Annotated in this window: 14 protein-coding genes; 7 read left to right on the top strand and 7 right to left on the bottom strand. The window is 66.2% G+C overall.

The features are described 5' to 3' along the window. Nucleotides 1-15 precede the first annotated feature (15 nt). The 6 genes from boxB to ABDW59_RS14910 all read left to right on the top strand — a co-directional run bounded on the left by boxB (nucleotide 16) and on the right by ABDW59_RS14910 (nucleotide 5,832). On the top strand, nucleotides 16-1,449 hold the full coding sequence (gene boxB / locus ABDW59_RS14935; protein WP_343630631.1) for a benzoyl-CoA 2,3-epoxidase subunit BoxB: 1,434 nt from the start codon (nucleotides 16-18) through the stop codon (nucleotides 1,447-1,449). Between the two features lie 43 nt (nucleotides 1,450-1,492). Then, complete coding sequence (gene boxA, locus ABDW59_RS14930; protein ID WP_343630630.1) at nucleotides 1,493-2,800, top strand: benzoyl-CoA 2,3-epoxidase subunit BoxA; 1,308 nt, start codon at nucleotides 1,493-1,495, stop codon at nucleotides 2,798-2,800. Between the two features lie 143 nt (nucleotides 2,801-2,943). Continuing rightward, entirely contained in the window at nucleotides 2,944-3,762 is an 819-nt protein-coding gene (locus tag ABDW59_RS14925; RefSeq protein ID WP_343630629.1) for an alpha/beta hydrolase, read from the top strand. 96 nt (nucleotides 3,763-3,858) lie between these two features. After that, a complete protein-coding gene (locus tag ABDW59_RS14920; RefSeq protein WP_343630628.1) occupies nucleotides 3,859-4,134 on the top strand; it encodes a metal/formaldehyde-sensitive transcriptional repressor in 276 nt (91 codons plus the stop codon). A 164-nt stretch (nucleotides 4,135-4,298) separates the two neighbouring features. Then, entirely contained in the window at nucleotides 4,299-5,126 is an 828-nt protein-coding gene (locus ABDW59_RS14915; protein ID WP_343630627.1) for a nickel/cobalt efflux protein RcnA, read from the top strand. Nucleotides 5,127-5,208: 82 nt separating this feature from the next. Continuing rightward, nucleotides 5,209-5,832 (top strand): mechanosensitive ion channel family protein, encoded by a 624-nt coding sequence (locus ABDW59_RS14910; protein ID WP_343630626.1) that lies wholly within the window; start codon nucleotides 5,209-5,211, stop codon nucleotides 5,830-5,832. Between the two features lie 105 nt (nucleotides 5,833-5,937). On the opposite strand, the gene ABDW59_RS14905 is transcribed toward ABDW59_RS14910, so the two are convergent. The 5 genes from ABDW59_RS14905 to ABDW59_RS14885 form a co-directional block, all read right to left on the bottom strand. Then, a complete protein-coding gene (locus ABDW59_RS14905) occupies nucleotides 5,938-9,084 on the bottom strand; it encodes a CusA/CzcA family heavy metal efflux RND transporter (protein WP_343630625.1) in 3,147 nt (1,048 codons plus the stop codon). Between the two features lie 13 nt (nucleotides 9,085-9,097). Next, nucleotides 9,098-10,375, bottom strand: a complete 1,278-nt coding sequence (locus tag ABDW59_RS14900) for an efflux RND transporter periplasmic adaptor subunit (protein WP_343630624.1) — start codon at nucleotides 10,373-10,375, stop codon at nucleotides 9,098-9,100. Between the two features lie 44 nt (nucleotides 10,376-10,419). Then, on the bottom strand, nucleotides 10,420-11,676 hold the full coding sequence (locus ABDW59_RS14895) for a TolC family protein (RefSeq protein WP_343630623.1): 1,257 nt from the start codon (nucleotides 11,674-11,676) through the stop codon (nucleotides 10,420-10,422). A gap of 107 nt (nucleotides 11,677-11,783) precedes the next feature. Continuing rightward, nucleotides 11,784-12,164 (bottom strand): cation efflux protein, CzcI family, encoded by a 381-nt coding sequence (czcI, locus tag ABDW59_RS14890; RefSeq protein ID WP_343630622.1) that lies wholly within the window; start codon nucleotides 12,162-12,164, stop codon nucleotides 11,784-11,786. A gap of 48 nt (nucleotides 12,165-12,212) precedes the next feature. Further along, a complete protein-coding gene (locus tag ABDW59_RS14885; RefSeq protein ID WP_343630621.1) occupies nucleotides 12,213-12,455 on the bottom strand; it encodes a hypothetical protein in 243 nt (80 codons plus the stop codon). A gap of 98 nt (nucleotides 12,456-12,553) precedes the next feature. Between ABDW59_RS14885 and ABDW59_RS14880 the strand changes: the two genes are divergently transcribed. Then, nucleotides 12,554-12,925 (top strand): hypothetical protein, encoded by a 372-nt coding sequence (locus tag ABDW59_RS14880; RefSeq protein ID WP_343630620.1) that lies wholly within the window; start codon nucleotides 12,554-12,556, stop codon nucleotides 12,923-12,925. 76 nt (nucleotides 12,926-13,001) lie between these two features. Here the strand turns inward: ABDW59_RS14880 and ABDW59_RS14875 are convergent, their stop codons facing one another. Both ABDW59_RS14875 and ABDW59_RS14870 read right to left on the bottom strand, forming a co-directional pair. Beyond that, the gene (locus ABDW59_RS14875) at nucleotides 13,002-13,928 is read right to left on the bottom strand and encodes a hypothetical protein (protein WP_343630619.1); all 927 of its coding nucleotides are present in this window, start codon (nucleotides 13,926-13,928) and stop codon (nucleotides 13,002-13,004) included. Between the two features lie 11 nt (nucleotides 13,929-13,939). Continuing rightward, a partial coding sequence (locus tag ABDW59_RS14870) for a hypothetical protein (RefSeq protein WP_343630618.1) occupies nucleotides 13,940-15,004 on the bottom strand: 1,065 nt, incomplete at its 5' end.

Below are 15,004 nucleotides of genomic sequence, written 5' to 3'. Positions count from 1 at the left end.
CATCAGGAGACCGAGATGACCGTCAGCACCATCGACTACAGCCAGAAGATCCCCAACAACGTCAACCTCAACGAGGACCGCACGCTGCAGCGCGCGCTCGAGGGCTGGCAACCCAACTTCCTGTCCTGGTGGGAGGACATGGGACCGGACGGCTCGCACAACTTCGACGTCTACCTGCGCACGGCCACCAGCGTCGATCCGCAAGGCTGGGCCACTTTCGGCCACGTGAAGATGCCGGACTACCGCTGGGGCATCTTCCTGAACCCCGCCGAGCAGAACCGCAAGATCCATTTCGGCGATCACAAGGGCGAGGACGCCTGGCAGGACATCCCCGGCGAGTACCGCGCCAACCTGCGCCGCATCATCGTCACGCAGGGCGACACCGAGCCGGCGAGCGTCGAACAGCAGCGCCATCTCGGCTTGACCGCGCCCAGCCAGTACGACCTGCGCAATCTCTTCCAGGTCAACGTCGAGGAAGGCCGGCACCTATGGGCGATGGTCTACCTGCTGCACAAGTACTTCGGCCGCGACGGCCGCGAGGAAGGCGCGGCGCTGCTGGAGCGCCGCAGCGGCCAGGAGAACAACCCGCGCATCCTGCAGGCCTTCAATGAGCCGACGCCGGACTGGCTGTCCTTCTTCATGTTCACCTACTTCACCGATCGCGACGGCAAGTTCCAGCTGTGCGCGCTGGCGGAGAGCAGCTTCGATCCCCTGGCCCGCACGACCAAGTTCATGTTGACGGAAGAGGCCCATCACATGTTCGTCGGCGAGTCCGGCGTGAGCCGCGTGATCCAGCGGACCTGCCAGGTGATGAACGAGCTCAAGACCGACGATCCGGCCAAGCTGCGCGCCGCCGGCGTGATCGACCTGCCCACGCTGCAGCGCTACCTGAACTTCCACTTCAGCGTCACCATCGACCTCTTCGGCGCGGACGAGAGCTCCAACGCGGCGACCTTCTACTCCACCGGCCTGAAGGGCCGCTACGAGGAGGGCAAGCGCCAGGACGACCATGTGCTCAAGGGCCAGTTCTATCCAGTGCTCGCGATCGAGGGCGGCCGTTTCGTCGAGCGCCAGGTGCCGATGCTCAATGCGCTCAACGAGGTGCTGCGCGACGACTTCATCCGCGACAGCGTCGGCGGCGTGGATCGCTGGAACAAGGTCATCGAGAAGTCCGGCCTGCCGCATCGTCTGAAGACGCCGCACAAGGCCTTCCATCGCAACATCGGCACGCTGTCGGGGGCGAAGGTCTCGCCTGAGGGCCAGATCGTCAGCGAGGCCGAGTGGGCCGCGCGCGTCGATCAGTGGTTGCCGACGGCGGGGGACCGCCAGTTCGTGGCGAGCCTGATGGGACGCGTGGTCGAGCCCGGCAAGTTTGCCAACTGGATCGCACCACCCGTCATGGGCATCAACCGCCAGCCGGTCGATTTCGAGTACGTTCGCTTCAATTGAACGCCCCCGAGCCAGGAGACGACACGACCCCAGTGGAGGCGGCATGGACATGACGGAAGCGATCCTCATCAAGCAGCACGTGATCGATCCGGAGATCTGCATCCGGTGCAACACCTGCGAGGCCACTTGCCCGGTGGGCGCGATCACGCACGACTCGCGCAACTACGTGGTGGACGCGGAGAAATGCAACCTGTGCATGGCCTGCGTGCCGCCCTGCCCCACCGGCAGCATCGACAACTGGCGCACGATGCCCAAGGCGCTGGCCTACAGCGTCGAGGCGCAGCTGGGCTGGGACAGCCTGCCGGAGGAGCTCGGCCCCGGCGAACTGGCCGAGGCCGGCGGCGTCGAGGCGTCGCTGAGCGAGACGGCCGCGAATGCCGATGCCGTCCGGGCCGACGCGGCAAGCGCCGCCAGCGGCGCGCTGGAGCCGGTCTTCCGCAGCGCGGACTACGGCGCGGTGATTCCGCCCTGGTCGGCCGCGCATGCGTACACCAACCTCTACGGGCCCAAGGCCGCGCACAAGACCGTGACCGCGACGGTGACCGGCAACGTCCGCGTGACCGAGGTGGGTGACGCGGGCTCGGATTACGACACGCATCACCTGGTGCTGGACTTCGGCGCGATGCCCTTCCCGGTTCTGGAAGGCCAGAGCATCGGCATCGTGCCCCCCGGCGTCGACGAGCAGGGTCGCGCGCACTTCCCACGCCAGTACTCGATCGCGAGCCCGCGCAACGGCGAGCGGGCGGGCTACAACAATGTCTCGCTGACCATCAAGCGGGTGCTGGAGGATTACGACGGCAGGCCGGTGCGGGGCGTGGGCAGCAACTACATGTGCGACCTGGAGGTCGGCGCGCAGGTGCAGGTCGTCGGTCCCTTCGGCAGCAGCTTCCTGATGCCGAATCATCCGCGCAGCCATGTGGTGATGATCTGCACCGGGACCGGCTCGGCGCCGATGCGGGCGATGACGGAATGGCGTCGACGACTGCGGCAGTCGGGCAAGTTCGAGGGCGGCAAGTTGATGCTGTTCTTCGGCGCGCGCACGCCGCAAGAGCTGCCCTACTTCGGTCCCTTGCAGAAGCTGCCCAAGGACTTCATCGACGTGAACCTGGCGTTCAGCCGCGTGGCCGGCGAGCCGCGCCGCTACGTGCAGGACCTGATGCGCGAGCGCGCCGCCGACCTGGCGGAGATGCTCCGTGATCCTCAAGCGCACTTCTACGTCTGCGGCCTGAAGGCGATGGAGGAAGGCGTGGTGCTGGCGTTGCGGGACATCGCGGTGCAGGCCGGCGCGGATTGGGAAGCCATCGCGGGCGGCCTCAAGCGCGAGGGGCGGCTGCATCTGGAGACGTACTGAGCTGGACGCCGCGCACGATGCCGCGAACCCGCTCGTATGCCCCCCTCTCCCGCTTGCGGGAGAGGGCTGGGGAGAGGGTCTTCGCGCGCACCCCGGTCGCCCCCGTGACGCTCATCGGGCGCCTCAACAGCTCTAATCGCCACATGACACAGCCCCTCGATCCAGCCCTGTCCGCCGAGACGACCTGCGAGGTCGCCGTCCATGCCATCCCCTACAACGGCGGCACGCTCCATGCGCGCAGCTGGACGCCGGCATCCGCGAGCGCGACTACGCCGCCGATCGTGCTGCTGCATGACTCGCTCGGCGCGGTCAGCCTCTGGCGGAACTTCCCCGAGGCGCTCGCGCTCGCGACGGGTCGCCAGGTCGTTGCCTACGACCGCGCCGGCTTCGGCGAGTCCAGCCCACGTGCCGACACGCTGACGCCCGCATTCGTCGCGGATGAAGCAACGACGGGGCTGTCGGCCGTCGTCGATCGGCTGGGGATCGAGCGTTTCGTCGCGATGGGTCACAGCGTCGGCGGCGGCATGGCGATCGAGGCGGCGGCGCAGCTGCCGGATCGGGTGGATCGCCTCATCACCATCGCGGCTCAGGTCTTCGCCGAGGACCGCACGCTGACGGGCATCCGCGCGGCACGCGAGGACTTCAAGGCGCCGGAACAGCTGGATCGCCTGCGTCGCTATCACGGCGACAAGGCGCCGTGGGTGCTGAGCGCGTGGACGGAGACCTGGCTGTCGCAGGCATTCGCGAGCTGGTCGCTGCGGGAGGTGCTGCCGCGGGCGAAGTGCCCGACGCTGACGATTCACGGCGGATTGGATGAGTTCGGGTCGACGATCCATCAGGACCTGATCCACGATCGGGTGTCGGGCCCGGCGCGCAAGCTGCTGCTGCCGGAGAACGGACACATGCCGCATCGCGAGGCGCCGGAGGTGGTGCTGGCGGAGATTCGGCGCTTCCTGGCGTAGCGCCCGAAGACCCTCAAGGCTCCGATGCTAGGGGGGAGTACCCGCCTATCATTCGAGATCGTCTCCAGATACCGGCCGTCGAGCCGGCGTTCCTCCATGGCACACACCATCAATGGCAAGAAGGGTTTGCTCACCCGCGTGCGGCGCATCGCGGGCCAGGTCGCGGCGCTTGAGCGCGCTTTGGAGAGCGAGGCCGACTGCGCCGGAGTGCTTCAGCAGATCGCCGCGATCCGGGGCGCGACGAATGGCCTGATGGCTGAGGTTCTCGAGGGCCATGTGCGGGAGCATCTCGGGGATCCTTCGCATTCGGCTGAGGAGCGGGAGGCGGATCTGAATCTGGTCGTGGATGCCGTGCGGCGCTACATCCGCTGATCGGGTGGGCGCATCGCGCCGCGCCGGCTTGCGGGATAGAGCCATCGCACACCGTCGCCTGCATTGATCCCCAGCCCGCCAGGGCCATTCTCACCTCCGTCGACATACTGGGGTAGAGTATCCCCCACTCCACTCCCCTCACCGGCCCGTTGCCACCCTCCCCGATGACCGATTTCGCCACCTTGCTCCAGCAAGGCAATGCCTGGCTTTTCGTCCCGAGCGCGATCTTGCTGGGCGGCCTGCATGGTCTGGAGCCGGGACATTCGAAGACGATGATGGCGGCCTTCATCGTGGCGATCCGAGGCACGATGGGCCAGGCTGTCCTGCTCGGGCTGTCGGCCACGATCTCCCACACGGCCGTGGTCTGGCTGGTCGCCCTCGCCGGTCTGCACTTCGGTCGCAACTGGAATGCCGAGACCACCGAGCCCTACTTCCAGCTCGCATCGGGCGTGCTGATCCTGCTGGTGGCGGCGTGGATGCTGTGGCGCACGTGGCGTGACCAACATGGCCATAGTCACGACCACGACCACGATCATGGCCACCGGCACGAACACGGGCATGGCGCTCACGCTCACCCGCACGCCCCCGCCCGAATCGACCTCGGCGACGACGCCCCCCAGGACGCCCACGAGCGCGCCCATGCCGCCGACATCCAACGCCGTTTCGCCAACCGCCAGGTGACCACCGGTCAGATCATCGTCTTCGGTCTGACCGGCGGCCTGATCCCCTGCCCCGCCTCCATCACCGTGCTGCTGCTGTGCCTGCAGCTCAAGCAGTTCTCGCTCGGCGCCGCTCTGGTGCTGTGCTTCAGCATCGGCCTGGCGCTGACCATGATCGCCTCGGGTGCGATGGCCGCCCTCAGCGTCAAGCATGTCTCCAAGCGCTGGAACGGCTTCGGCGCTTTCGCCCGCAAAGCCCCGTATCTATCGGGGGCGCTGATCATCCTGGTCGGTCTCTATGTGATCTGGCACGGCGCGAGCGCGCTGCGCTGAAGGCCCTTCTCCGCCCTGACAAGCCCGCGCCGGCACCGACGAGTCACGCCAGCACAGTGCCGACTGGCCGAGAATCGCGGCCATGAAGAAGCTGTTTCAGAACCTGCACGACCGCCTGCACATCAGCCTGCCCGCCTGGGCGACGGAGTGGCTCGACATCATCGTCCCGACCATCGAGGTGGCGCTCATCCTGCTGAGCGCCTGGCTGCTGGTGCGCGTCGCCCGCATGCTGACGCGCCGGCTCACCGCCGCCTACACGCTCCCCGTCACCGTCGCCACCGTCTTCATGCGCATCGTGGCCGCGCTGATCTACAGCGGCGCCGTGCTATGGGCGCTCGAGCGCATGGGCGTCTCGGGCGGCGTGCTGTGGACCGCCTTCACCGGCTTCGCCACCGTCGGCGCGGTCGCTTTCTTCGCGGCCTGGAGCGTGTTGTCCAACCTCTTCTGCGCGCTGCTGATCTACGTCACCCGCGCCTTCCGCGTCGGCGACGTCGTCGAGCTGCTGGAGGCCGGCGACAAGCCCGGCATGAAGGGGCGGGTCGTGGAGATCAACCTCGTCTACACGACCCTGCTCGAATCGGGCGATCACGCCAGCGGGTCCAGCCTGCAGCTGCCCAACAGCCTCTTCTTCCAGCGCGTGCTGCGCCGCTGGCATGGTCCGGCCGCCGACGAGATGGCGGTGCCGCTTCACGAGATCAAGCTCTGAGGCGGAACTCCACCGTCGTCACGCCGTCCGCCGACCTCACCTCCGCGCTGCCGCCATGCATGCGCGCGACGGCGGCCTTGCGCTCGTCCTCGACGATGAGCAGCTTCATGACGAAGACCCCTCATCCTCCTCATCGCGCCGATGTGCGAGTCGATACAGCAGAGGCAGCACCAGCAGCGTGAGCGCGGTCGACGACAGGATGCCGCCGATCACCACCGTCGCGAGCGGACGCTGCACCTCGGCGCCGGTGCCCGTGGCCAAGGCCATCGGCACGAAACCCAGCGAGGCCACCAGCGCCGTCATCAGCACCGGGCGCAACCGTGTCAGCGCGCCCTCGTGGATGGCCGCATCCAGGCGCTGACCGGACTCGCGCAGGTTGCGGATGAAGGAAATCATCACCAGCCCGTTGAGCACCGCCACGCCGGACAGCGCGATGAAGCCCACCGCCGCCGAGATCGACAGGGGAATTCCCCGCATCCACAACGCCACGATGCCGCCCGTCAACGCGAACGGGATCCCCGTGAACACGATGAGCCCGTCCCTGACGTTGCCGAACATCGCGAACAGCAGCACGAAGACCAGCAGCAGCGAGACCGGCACGACGATCTTGAGCCGCTCCGCCGCCGATTGCAGGTTCTCGAACTGGCCGCCCCAGGCCATCCAATAGCCGGGCGGGACCTGCACCTGCTGGCCGATCAGCTGCTGCGCCTCGGCGACGAAGCTGCCGATGTCTCGGCCGCGCACGTTGGCGCTGACGACGATGCGGCGCTTGCCGTCCTCGCGGCTGACCTGGTTGGGGCCGGGCGCGGTCCCCAGATCGGCGACCTCGCTCAGCGGGATGAAGCGGCGCGCGCCGTCGGCGCCGAGGGGGAGCGGAATCGGCAGGCGCTTGATGGCCTCGATGTCCGCGCGCTGCGTCTCGGGCAGCCGCACCAGGATGTCGAAGCGGCGGTCGCCCTCGAACAGGGTGCCGGCCTCGCGGCCGCCGATGGCCGTGGCCAGCGTGTCCTGCACGTCCTGGACGTTGAGCCCGTAGCGCGCGGTCCGCTCGCGATCGACGGTGACGCTGAGCATCGGCAGTCCGGTGGTCTGCTCGACGTTGACCTCCGAGGCGCCGGAGATGCCCTGCAGCAGCCCCGCGATCTTCTGCGCCGAGGCGTTGAGCACCTCCATGTCGTCGCCGAAGACCTTCACCGCCACGTCAGAACGCACGCCCGAGATCAGCTCGTTGAATCGCAGCTGGATGGGCTGCGAGAACTCATAGTTCTGGCCGGGCAGCTGGGCGACCTCGGCCTGCACCGCGGCCAGCAGCTCGTCGCGCGTCTTGCGCGGCTCGGGCCACTGGTCCATCGGCTTGAGCATCACGTAGCCGTCGGAGATGTTGGGCGGCATCGGATCGGCAGCGATCTCGGCGGTGCCGGTGCGGGCGAAGACGCGCTCGATCTCGGGGAACTTCTGCTTGAGCCGCGTCTCCAGCTGCTGCTGCATCGCCACCGACTGGGACAGGCTGGTGCCCGGGATGCGCAGCGCCTGGATCGCGAAGTCCCCCTCGTTGAGGCTGGGAATGAACTCACTGCCCATGCGCGTGGCGAGCAGGACCGAGAGCACCACCGTCACCGCGGCGACGGTCAGCACCAGCGGCCTGGCGCCCATCGCGCGGGCCAGCAGCGGCTCGTAGGCGCGGCGCGCCCAGCCCATCAGGCGGTTCTCCTTCTCGTCGACCTTGTCGCCGATGAACAGCGCCACCGCGGCCGGGACGAAGGTGATGGACAGGATCATCGCGCCGATCAGCGCGATCACGACGGTGAACGCCATCGGGTGGAACATCTTCCCCTCGACGCCGGCCAGCGCAAAGATCGGCAGGTACACGATCATGATGATCAGCTGCCCGAAGAGCAGCGGCCGGCGCGCTTCCTGGGACGCCAGGAAGACCTCGTGGAAGCGCTCGGATCGCGTCAGCGGCCGGCCTTTGTGGGCCTGCGCATGGGCCAGGCGGCGCAAGCAGTTCTCCACGATCACGACGGCGCCGTCGATGATGATCCCGAAGTCCAGCGCGCCCAGGCTCATCAGGTTGGCGCTGACCTTCTGGCTCACCATGCCGGTGAAGGTGAACAGCATGGACAGCGGAATCACCATCGCCGTCAGGATGGCCGCGCGCAGATTCCCCAGGAACAGGAACAGCACCGCGACGACCAGCACCGCGCCCTCGATGAGGTTCTTCTTGACCGTGGCGATGGCCTTGTCGACCAGCGTCGTGCGGTCGTAGACCGTCACCGCATGCACGCCCTTGGGCAGGTTGGCGTTAATCTGCGCCATGCGCTTGGCCACCGCCTGCGACACCGTGCGGCTGTTCTCTCCGATCAGCATGAAGACGGTGCCCAGCACCACCTCGCGGCCGTTGTCGGTGGCCGCGCCGGTACGCAGCTCACGGCCGATCTCGACCGTCGCCACGTCGCGGACGCGGACGGGGATGCCGGCCTCGTTGCGCAGCACGATGTTGCCGATGTCCGTCATCGATCGCACCTGGCCGGGCGCGCGGATCAGCACCTGCTCGCCGCGGCGCTCGATGTAGCCGGCGCCGACGTTGGCGTTGTTGCGATCCAGCGCGGTCACCACGTCGGCCAGCGTCAGGCCGTAGGACGAGAGCTTGGCCGGGTCGGGCGCGACGTGGTACTCCTTCGCGAAGCCGCCGATCGAGTTGATCTCGGTGACACCCGCGACGTTGCGCAGCTGCGGCTTGATGACCCAGTCCTGGATTTCGCGCAGGTCGGTCGGCGTGTAGGGCGTGCCGTCAGGCTTCTTCGCGCCGGGCTCGCTTTCCACGGTCCACAAGTAGATCTCGCCCAGGCCGGTGGAGATCGGCCCGATGTTGGGCGTCACGCCGGCGGGCAGTTGATCGCGCGCGGCCTGGATGCGCTCGTTGACGAGCTGGCGCGCGAAGTAGATGTCGGTGCCGTCCTTGAAGATGACAGTGACCTGCGACAGCCCGTAGCGCGACAGCGAGCGCGTCTGCTGCAGGCCCGGCAGGCCGGCCATCACCGTCTCGATCGGATAGGTGACGCGCTGCTCGGTCTCCAGCGGCGAGTAGCCGGGCGCGCCGGTGTTGATCTGCACCTGGACATTGGTGATGTCGGGGACGGCGTCGATGGGGAGCTTCTGATAGTTGTAGAGCCCCAGGCCCGCCATGCCGAGCACGGCGAGCAGGACCAGCCGTCGGTGCTCGATGGCGAAGCGGATGATGCGTTCGAACATGAGGATCCGCCTCTCAATGCGCGTGGGAGGCCGTGGCCTTGCCCAGCTCCGCCTTGGCGACGAAGCTGCCCGCGGCGATGTAGGCCGCGCCCGCCTTCAGGCCGTCGAGGATCTCGACCCGGCGCGCATCCGCGCGGCCGACCCTGACCAGCTGGGCGACGAAGCCCTCCCCTTGGCGGACGAAGACGACGGTCTTGTCCTCGAGCGTCTGGACCGCGTCGGCGGTCACGGTGACGGGCGCGCTGAAGGCGGCGCTCTTGATCTCGACGTTGACGAAGAGGCCGGGACGCCAGACGGCATCGGGGTTCTCCAGCGTCACCCGGGCCTGCGCGGTGCGCGTGGCCTCGCCGATCAGCGAGCCCACGTAGGCGACCTTGCCCGAGGCGCTCTGCTCGAAGGCGGTGGCGCGGACGGTGACCGCGTCGCCGACGCGCACCATGGGCAGGTCCTTGGCCGGCACGCTGATCTGCGCCCAGACGCTGCGCAGGTCCGACACGGTGAACACGTTGACGTCCTCGCGGACCTGCTCGCCCAGCGCGATGTGTTTCTCGACGATGGTGCCGTCGAAGGGCGCGCGCAGCTCGAAGCGGTTGAGCGAGCCGCTCTCCGGCGACGCGCCCACGGCCTGCAGCTTCTGCCGCGCGTTGGCGACGGCGATCTCGGTTTCGCGCAGGGCCTGCTCGGCGATCTGCACGTCCTGCTGGGGCGAGATCTTCTCCTCGACAAGCCGCTTCTCGCGCTCGTAGGTGAGCTTGGCGAGCTGCATGCGCTTCTGCGCGGCTTGCAGATCGGCGCGCTGATCGGACACCGCCGGGCTGCTGACGACGGCCAGCACCTGGCCCTTGCGCACCTGCTGACCGAGCGCGACGGGCACCGCCTCGACGACGCCGGACACGCGCGGCACGACGTGGGCGGTGCGGTCCTCGTTGAACTTCACTTCGCCGGGCAGCTGATAGCTGCCTTGCAGCGTCGCGGCCTGGACGGTGTCGACGACGATGCCGGCGCTCTTCATCTGCTCGGGCGTGAAGCGGATCAGGCCCTCGTCGTCATGAGGCTCCTTGGCCTCGTGATGCTCGCCGTCGTCATGGCCCTTGGCCTCGTCATGGCCGTGGCCATGGGCCTCCTCGGTCGAGGCGCCGCTCTTGCCGACGCTGGTCAAGATGCCGATGCCGGCCGCCGTGCCGAGCAGCAGCACCACGGCGATCGCGATCGCCTGCTTCCTGGGCAAGCCGCCGATGAGGCCGCCCGAGCGAGCGCCGGAGCGGCTGTTGGATTCGTTGTTGGAAGTCATGGAGAAACTCGTGTTGGGGTCGATCGCGTGGGATCGGAATCGAATCAGGGACGGGCCGCGGAGGTCGGGACAGGGGCGGCGTCGCCGCGCTCATCGGGGCTGCCGAGGCGCCGATCGATGTCGGCCGAGAGGCGGTGCGCCTGCGACAGCGCGCTGAAGTACTGGCCGCGCGCCTGCAACCAGGTGCGCTGGGCATCGAGCACGTCCAGGAAGCCGAACTTGCCGAGCTCGAAGCCGCGTCGGGCGGCCTCGTAGGCGGTGCGGGCGCCCGGCAGCACGTCGCGGCGCAGCGCGTCGACCTCGTCGGCGCGGGCCTCCAGCTGATCGACGGCCTGGAGCACCTCGGCGCGCAGGCGTTGCTCCTCGGCTTGGGCCAAGGCTTGCGCCGCCTCGCGCTTGCGCAGCGCCTGGAACTGCGCACCCTGATTGCGATCGAAGAGCGGAATCGGGATGGACACGCTGATCAGCGGCTGCGTGCGGCCGACATCGGGCGCGCGCTGGGCACCGATGCCCACGGTCACGTCGGGCACGCCGCGGGAACGCTCCAGCTGGAATGCCGCCTCGGCGCGCTGCACGTCCATGCGGGCGCGCTGCAGCGCAGGCGAGCGCTCGAGGCGCTCGTTCAGGACAGCGGCGGCGGACAAGGCGGGCATCGCATCGGCACTGCCGTCGACGCGGGCGATGGTGTCGGGCTCCGCGCCCATCACGGCGACCAGCGCCTGGAGGGCGCCGCGCAGGTCGGCTTGCGACTGGCGCAGCTCGATGCGGGCGGTGGATTCGGCGACCTTGGCGCGGGTCTCCTCGACCGGCGAGACCTTGCCCGCCATCACGCGACGCGACACGGCGGACGCGCCGCTGCCGGCGATTTCCAGCGACTCGCGCGCGACCTCGACGCGCTCTTGCGCGATGAGGACGTCGAAGAAGGCTTGGATGGTCGTCGCGCGCACGTCGGCGCGTTGCGTCGCCAGATCGAGCGCGGCGAGGTCGCGCTCACGCCTAGCGAGCTCCACGCGCGCCGAGCGCTTGCCGCCGAGCTCGATGGTCTGGCTCAGCGTCATCGAGGTGGTGCGCGTGTCCTTGCGGGTGTCCTCGGCGGTCAGGCTCAGCGAGGGGTTGGGGATCAGGCCGGCTTGGCGGATGGCGCCGTCGCTGGCTTCGAGCTCATGACCGAAGGCGCGAAGCGTCGGGTTCTGACGGAGGGCAGTCTGGACGGCCGCCTCCAGCGTCAGGCCTTGCGCGGCGAGGGACGTGGGGAGGGAAACAATGGCCGCCCAAGCGAGCGGCACAAGCAATCTGCGCATCGAAAACTCCAGGGTTGCGGGAACAACTCGAAGGGTTCGACGAAGGCAGCGCGGCGTTCAGCCGCTGGGGAATGAAAGGGGGAGGAAGACCCGCTGCGATCGCCGAATCAGGCGATGCGCCAGTTGGGGCGGTCCGGGTGATCGGGCGACCGGGAGGAGAAGGCGGGGCCGGAGAGGCCTCGCAGGACTTGGGCGCCCGGGCCGTTCAGCGAAGCGGCCACGGCGGTGACCGGCTTGAAGGCGCTGTGATGGCACTGGCCGCAGTCGTTGTCCGGCGCGAGCTTGGCGGGCTTGGACTTGTCGGCGTCGGCGGACTTCTTGAGGTCGGCTTGCTGGCCCTGATGTGCGGCGTCCCCGTGCTCGTGGACGTGGTGGCCGAAATGGCGGGACTCGGGCGCGGGTTCGTGCTGGCAATAGACGGCGGCCGCTCCCCAGGAGAACTGGAGCGGCAACAAGACCAGCAGGAAAACGGTGAGCCAGCGGCGCATGGGGGCGGAGTGTAGAGGCTGCGGCGGCCCGGAAAGCCGCCGCCCGCGTCAGATCTGGCCGTGCCCGGGCAATCGGGCACGGTCTGGGGCCGAGTTCCCCTCCGCCGCATTCCTCGATACACGCACCACGAGCCCCTTGGCCGCGAACGCGCTCGGCGCGATGCATTCATGAGGGACCTCCAATTCGGGAACGCCGCCTTCTCTGGAGGCCGCCAGCGCGTTCATCGCGGAGATCACTGTAGAAATCGGCGGCTTCCAGGAATCCATGCCGATGGATTGCAGACCTGTCATGTGCGATCGCGGCCGCCGCCAGGAATGCGGATTGCCGCAATTGCCGACCGGCGCCGCGTTTCTCGGCGCGCTGCTTGTCCGCTCCGGAGGAATCGGCCATGAAGCACTTCAATGTCGCGGTGATCGCCCTGTCGGTGACAGTGGTGGCCGCGGCCGCCATCGCTCAGACGGTAGATGCGCCCGGCTCGGCGGCCAGCCGGCGACAGTCCGGCAAGGTCGGCCCGCCCGTGGATGCGGCCTCGACCAACCTGCCGGCGCCGGTCATCACGCCACCGGTCGTGCCGTCCCCGGCGCCCTCGGCCAATCACCCCGCACCTGAACCCGCCCCCCCAGTACAGGAGGCGGCGCCCACCACCCCAGACCCCAAGCCAGTCCTGCGATCAGGCCGCGCATCTCGAATGGCCAGCGGCAAGGTCACCGATGGCTCCGAGTCCTCGGGCGGGTTGCCGATCAGGCCGGATCGGAACTAGCGAACCTGCGTGCCCTGTCTCGGGCGGGGAAAGCTCCCGCTTCCTCCGTGGTCTTTTCGACCCTAAGCTTTCAGGATTACGAATCAAACCTGCTTGAGAAGAATCCTTGTATAACCATCCATCTAGCCCTCAAATCCTCAGAAGATAGCCTGGGATCATGATAGGGAGGGACTCGATCCCCCGGTTCGGCGAAGATCTTCTTTTCAGGGAAATCAAGCATATTCGATACGCAAGAATTTGACTCACTGCAATTCATTCGATCTAGGGCAACAATGTCGCAATCACCTCGAACTGAGCATGCTTGGATCTTGATTGCCATGTCCATTAATTGCTCGTCAAGCATTCTTGAATCAGAACGAGGGAGTCCTGCGCGGTAAGCATCTTCAACAGTAAACACGTTGCGGGGCACCGCATCGAGTAACTCAATGGATCGTGACTTTACAATAGTTTCGATGGCCTCTTCGCGGCGCGCATCTCCCTTCTTGAAGCCACCCCTTACGGAGCTTAGAACTGCATCCGCTGCAACTCCAAGTCCTTGTCCATCCTTCAAGGGAATATTAAACGATTCCGGGGTCCCGGCGGCGTCGCAGAGTGATCTCCGCAATGCGAAGTGTTCTAGCTGTGTAGGGGTGAGTACGATCCCCTGCTTGGCATATGTCTCAGCGCCTAACTGAAAAGTCACACAAGCCCGTTCCGCTACACGGAGGGCCACAATATCCGTAAGCTTTCCAGAAACGGCAGCACGTTGCGCCGTAACTTGAAGACTTTCCCTTCGAACCCTGCTTAATGCTTTGGCCCACGGGAGCAAAGCTGAGTTTGGCTCCTGGGAACTCTTGAGGGGCGCCACAGCGCTGGCGCTATTTGCAGGAACTGGAACGACCGACGAAGACAAGCCTCGATCAGGCAGATTGACCACAGAATCATCTTTCGCCATTTTGGCAAAAACTACGATCAATGAGGCAGCAACAATGACGCCAAAACCAAGTACTTGCCTTCTTTTCATTTCAACTCAATTTAGCTCTTTGGACATTGGGAAACTCCAGTGCCCGTAACAAGGGTTCCTGGAAGTGGTTCAGATAGGTCTCCGCTTCCATTCATCATTATCACCTTGAACTTCTCCGTGCCTCCATCAGAGTACGTGATGGTCAGAGTGTAACCGCCATCGGCCGCATATCCATATTTATCAAGCCATGTTGATGGAGCGAGGCTCGCAAAGTCTCTCGCGAGTTGGATGCGTTGTGGTGATTCATTCCAAATGGCCTTGGCGGCAACATCGCGAGCCAACGTACTACTTTGGCTCGTTGTGTTGCTCACCATATTTGCGGTCGCGCTTGAGCCTATAGCAGCGACGCTCGAACATGCATTTTCAGTCTTGTCTCGAACCTCAGAGTACCGAATGATTGCCTCCTTGATTGCCCCATGGGAGTTCTCATCATCGGTTGCATTCTTCGCCTCTTGGAGTTCGAAGCCGATGCACTCCATCCCTGAGCAAATCGTTGTCCAGCCGTCATCCATGGCGCGGCCGTTGATTTCCTGTTTCGGCAGCTCGTAGGTAACCGAGTAGATTTCTGTAGCCTCATCCGGTGGCACGCAGACCACCTCCGAATCGGGCATGCAGCCTCCCTCCGCCGACAGGGCTACAACTGCGCTACCCTTTTTTGACCCCGCACTGTTCTTCTTGATCGTGTAGATGACTTTCTTCTGGCCGCCCATCTGTGGTTTTGAATGCGTTGCCGCTGCGGCATGCGCAGAACCGACCAGAAACGCCGCGCAAAGACCTGCGCCAATCGACAGCTTCAAGATTGATTGATTTCTCATGTTTCTCCCATATCCCCTCCATGCTGAGGGTGTCGGTATTATTTGCAGCGAACCCCTTTGCCACATCGCCCTTAAGGTGGGAGGGGAATCCCCTAGAGCTTGCGCATTCGAGACTTTTGTGCGGTACGCAGTCTGCAAAATGAGAAGTATGGCAAGTTTTGCACCAATGTTGTCACATCGACGCTCGCAAATGCTCCATGAATCAAGGTTTTGATGGGTAGCCGCAGAGTTCAGTACATTCACGGAGCGGGTTAATGCCAC

The organism is Roseateles sp., from assembly GCF_039595295.1.
In the GTDB taxonomy this organism is placed as follows: Bacteria; Pseudomonadota; Gammaproteobacteria; order Burkholderiales; family Burkholderiaceae_C; genus Roseateles.
The sequence above is the reverse complement of the archived record's forward strand: the minus strand, read 5'-3'. Positions and strand labels throughout refer to the sequence as shown.

Coding starts and splice junctions, on each gene's coding strand:
- boxB (WP_343630631.1), top strand. CDS start 16: ATGACCGTCAGCACCATCGACTACAGCCAGAAGATCCCCAACAACGTC.
- boxA (WP_343630630.1), top strand. CDS start 1,493: ATGGACATGACGGAAGCGATCCTCATCAAGCAGCACGTGATCGATCCG.
- ABDW59_RS14925 (WP_343630629.1), top strand. CDS start 2,944: ATGACACAGCCCCTCGATCCAGCCCTGTCCGCCGAGACGACCTGCGAG.
- ABDW59_RS14920 (WP_343630628.1), top strand. CDS start 3,859: ATGGCACACACCATCAATGGCAAGAAGGGTTTGCTCACCCGCGTGCGG.
- ABDW59_RS14915 (WP_343630627.1), top strand. CDS start 4,299: ATGACCGATTTCGCCACCTTGCTCCAGCAAGGCAATGCCTGGCTTTTC.
- ABDW59_RS14910 (WP_343630626.1), top strand. CDS start 5,209: ATGAAGAAGCTGTTTCAGAACCTGCACGACCGCCTGCACATCAGCCTG.
- ABDW59_RS14905 (WP_343630625.1), bottom strand. CDS start 9,084: ATGTTCGAACGCATCATCCGCTTCGCCATCGAGCACCGACGGCTGGTC.
- ABDW59_RS14900 (WP_343630624.1), bottom strand. CDS start 10,375: ATGACTTCCAACAACGAATCCAACAGCCGCTCCGGCGCTCGCTCGGGC.
- ABDW59_RS14895 (WP_343630623.1), bottom strand. CDS start 11,676: ATGCGCAGATTGCTTGTGCCGCTCGCTTGGGCGGCCATTGTTTCCCTC.
- czcI (WP_343630622.1), bottom strand. CDS start 12,164: ATGCGCCGCTGGCTCACCGTTTTCCTGCTGGTCTTGTTGCCGCTCCAG.
- ABDW59_RS14885 (WP_343630621.1), bottom strand. CDS start 12,455: ATGACAGGTCTGCAATCCATCGGCATGGATTCCTGGAAGCCGCCGATT.
- ABDW59_RS14880 (WP_343630620.1), top strand. CDS start 12,554: ATGAAGCACTTCAATGTCGCGGTGATCGCCCTGTCGGTGACAGTGGTG.
- ABDW59_RS14875 (WP_343630619.1), bottom strand. CDS start 13,928: ATGAAAAGAAGGCAAGTACTTGGTTTTGGCGTCATTGTTGCTGCCTCA.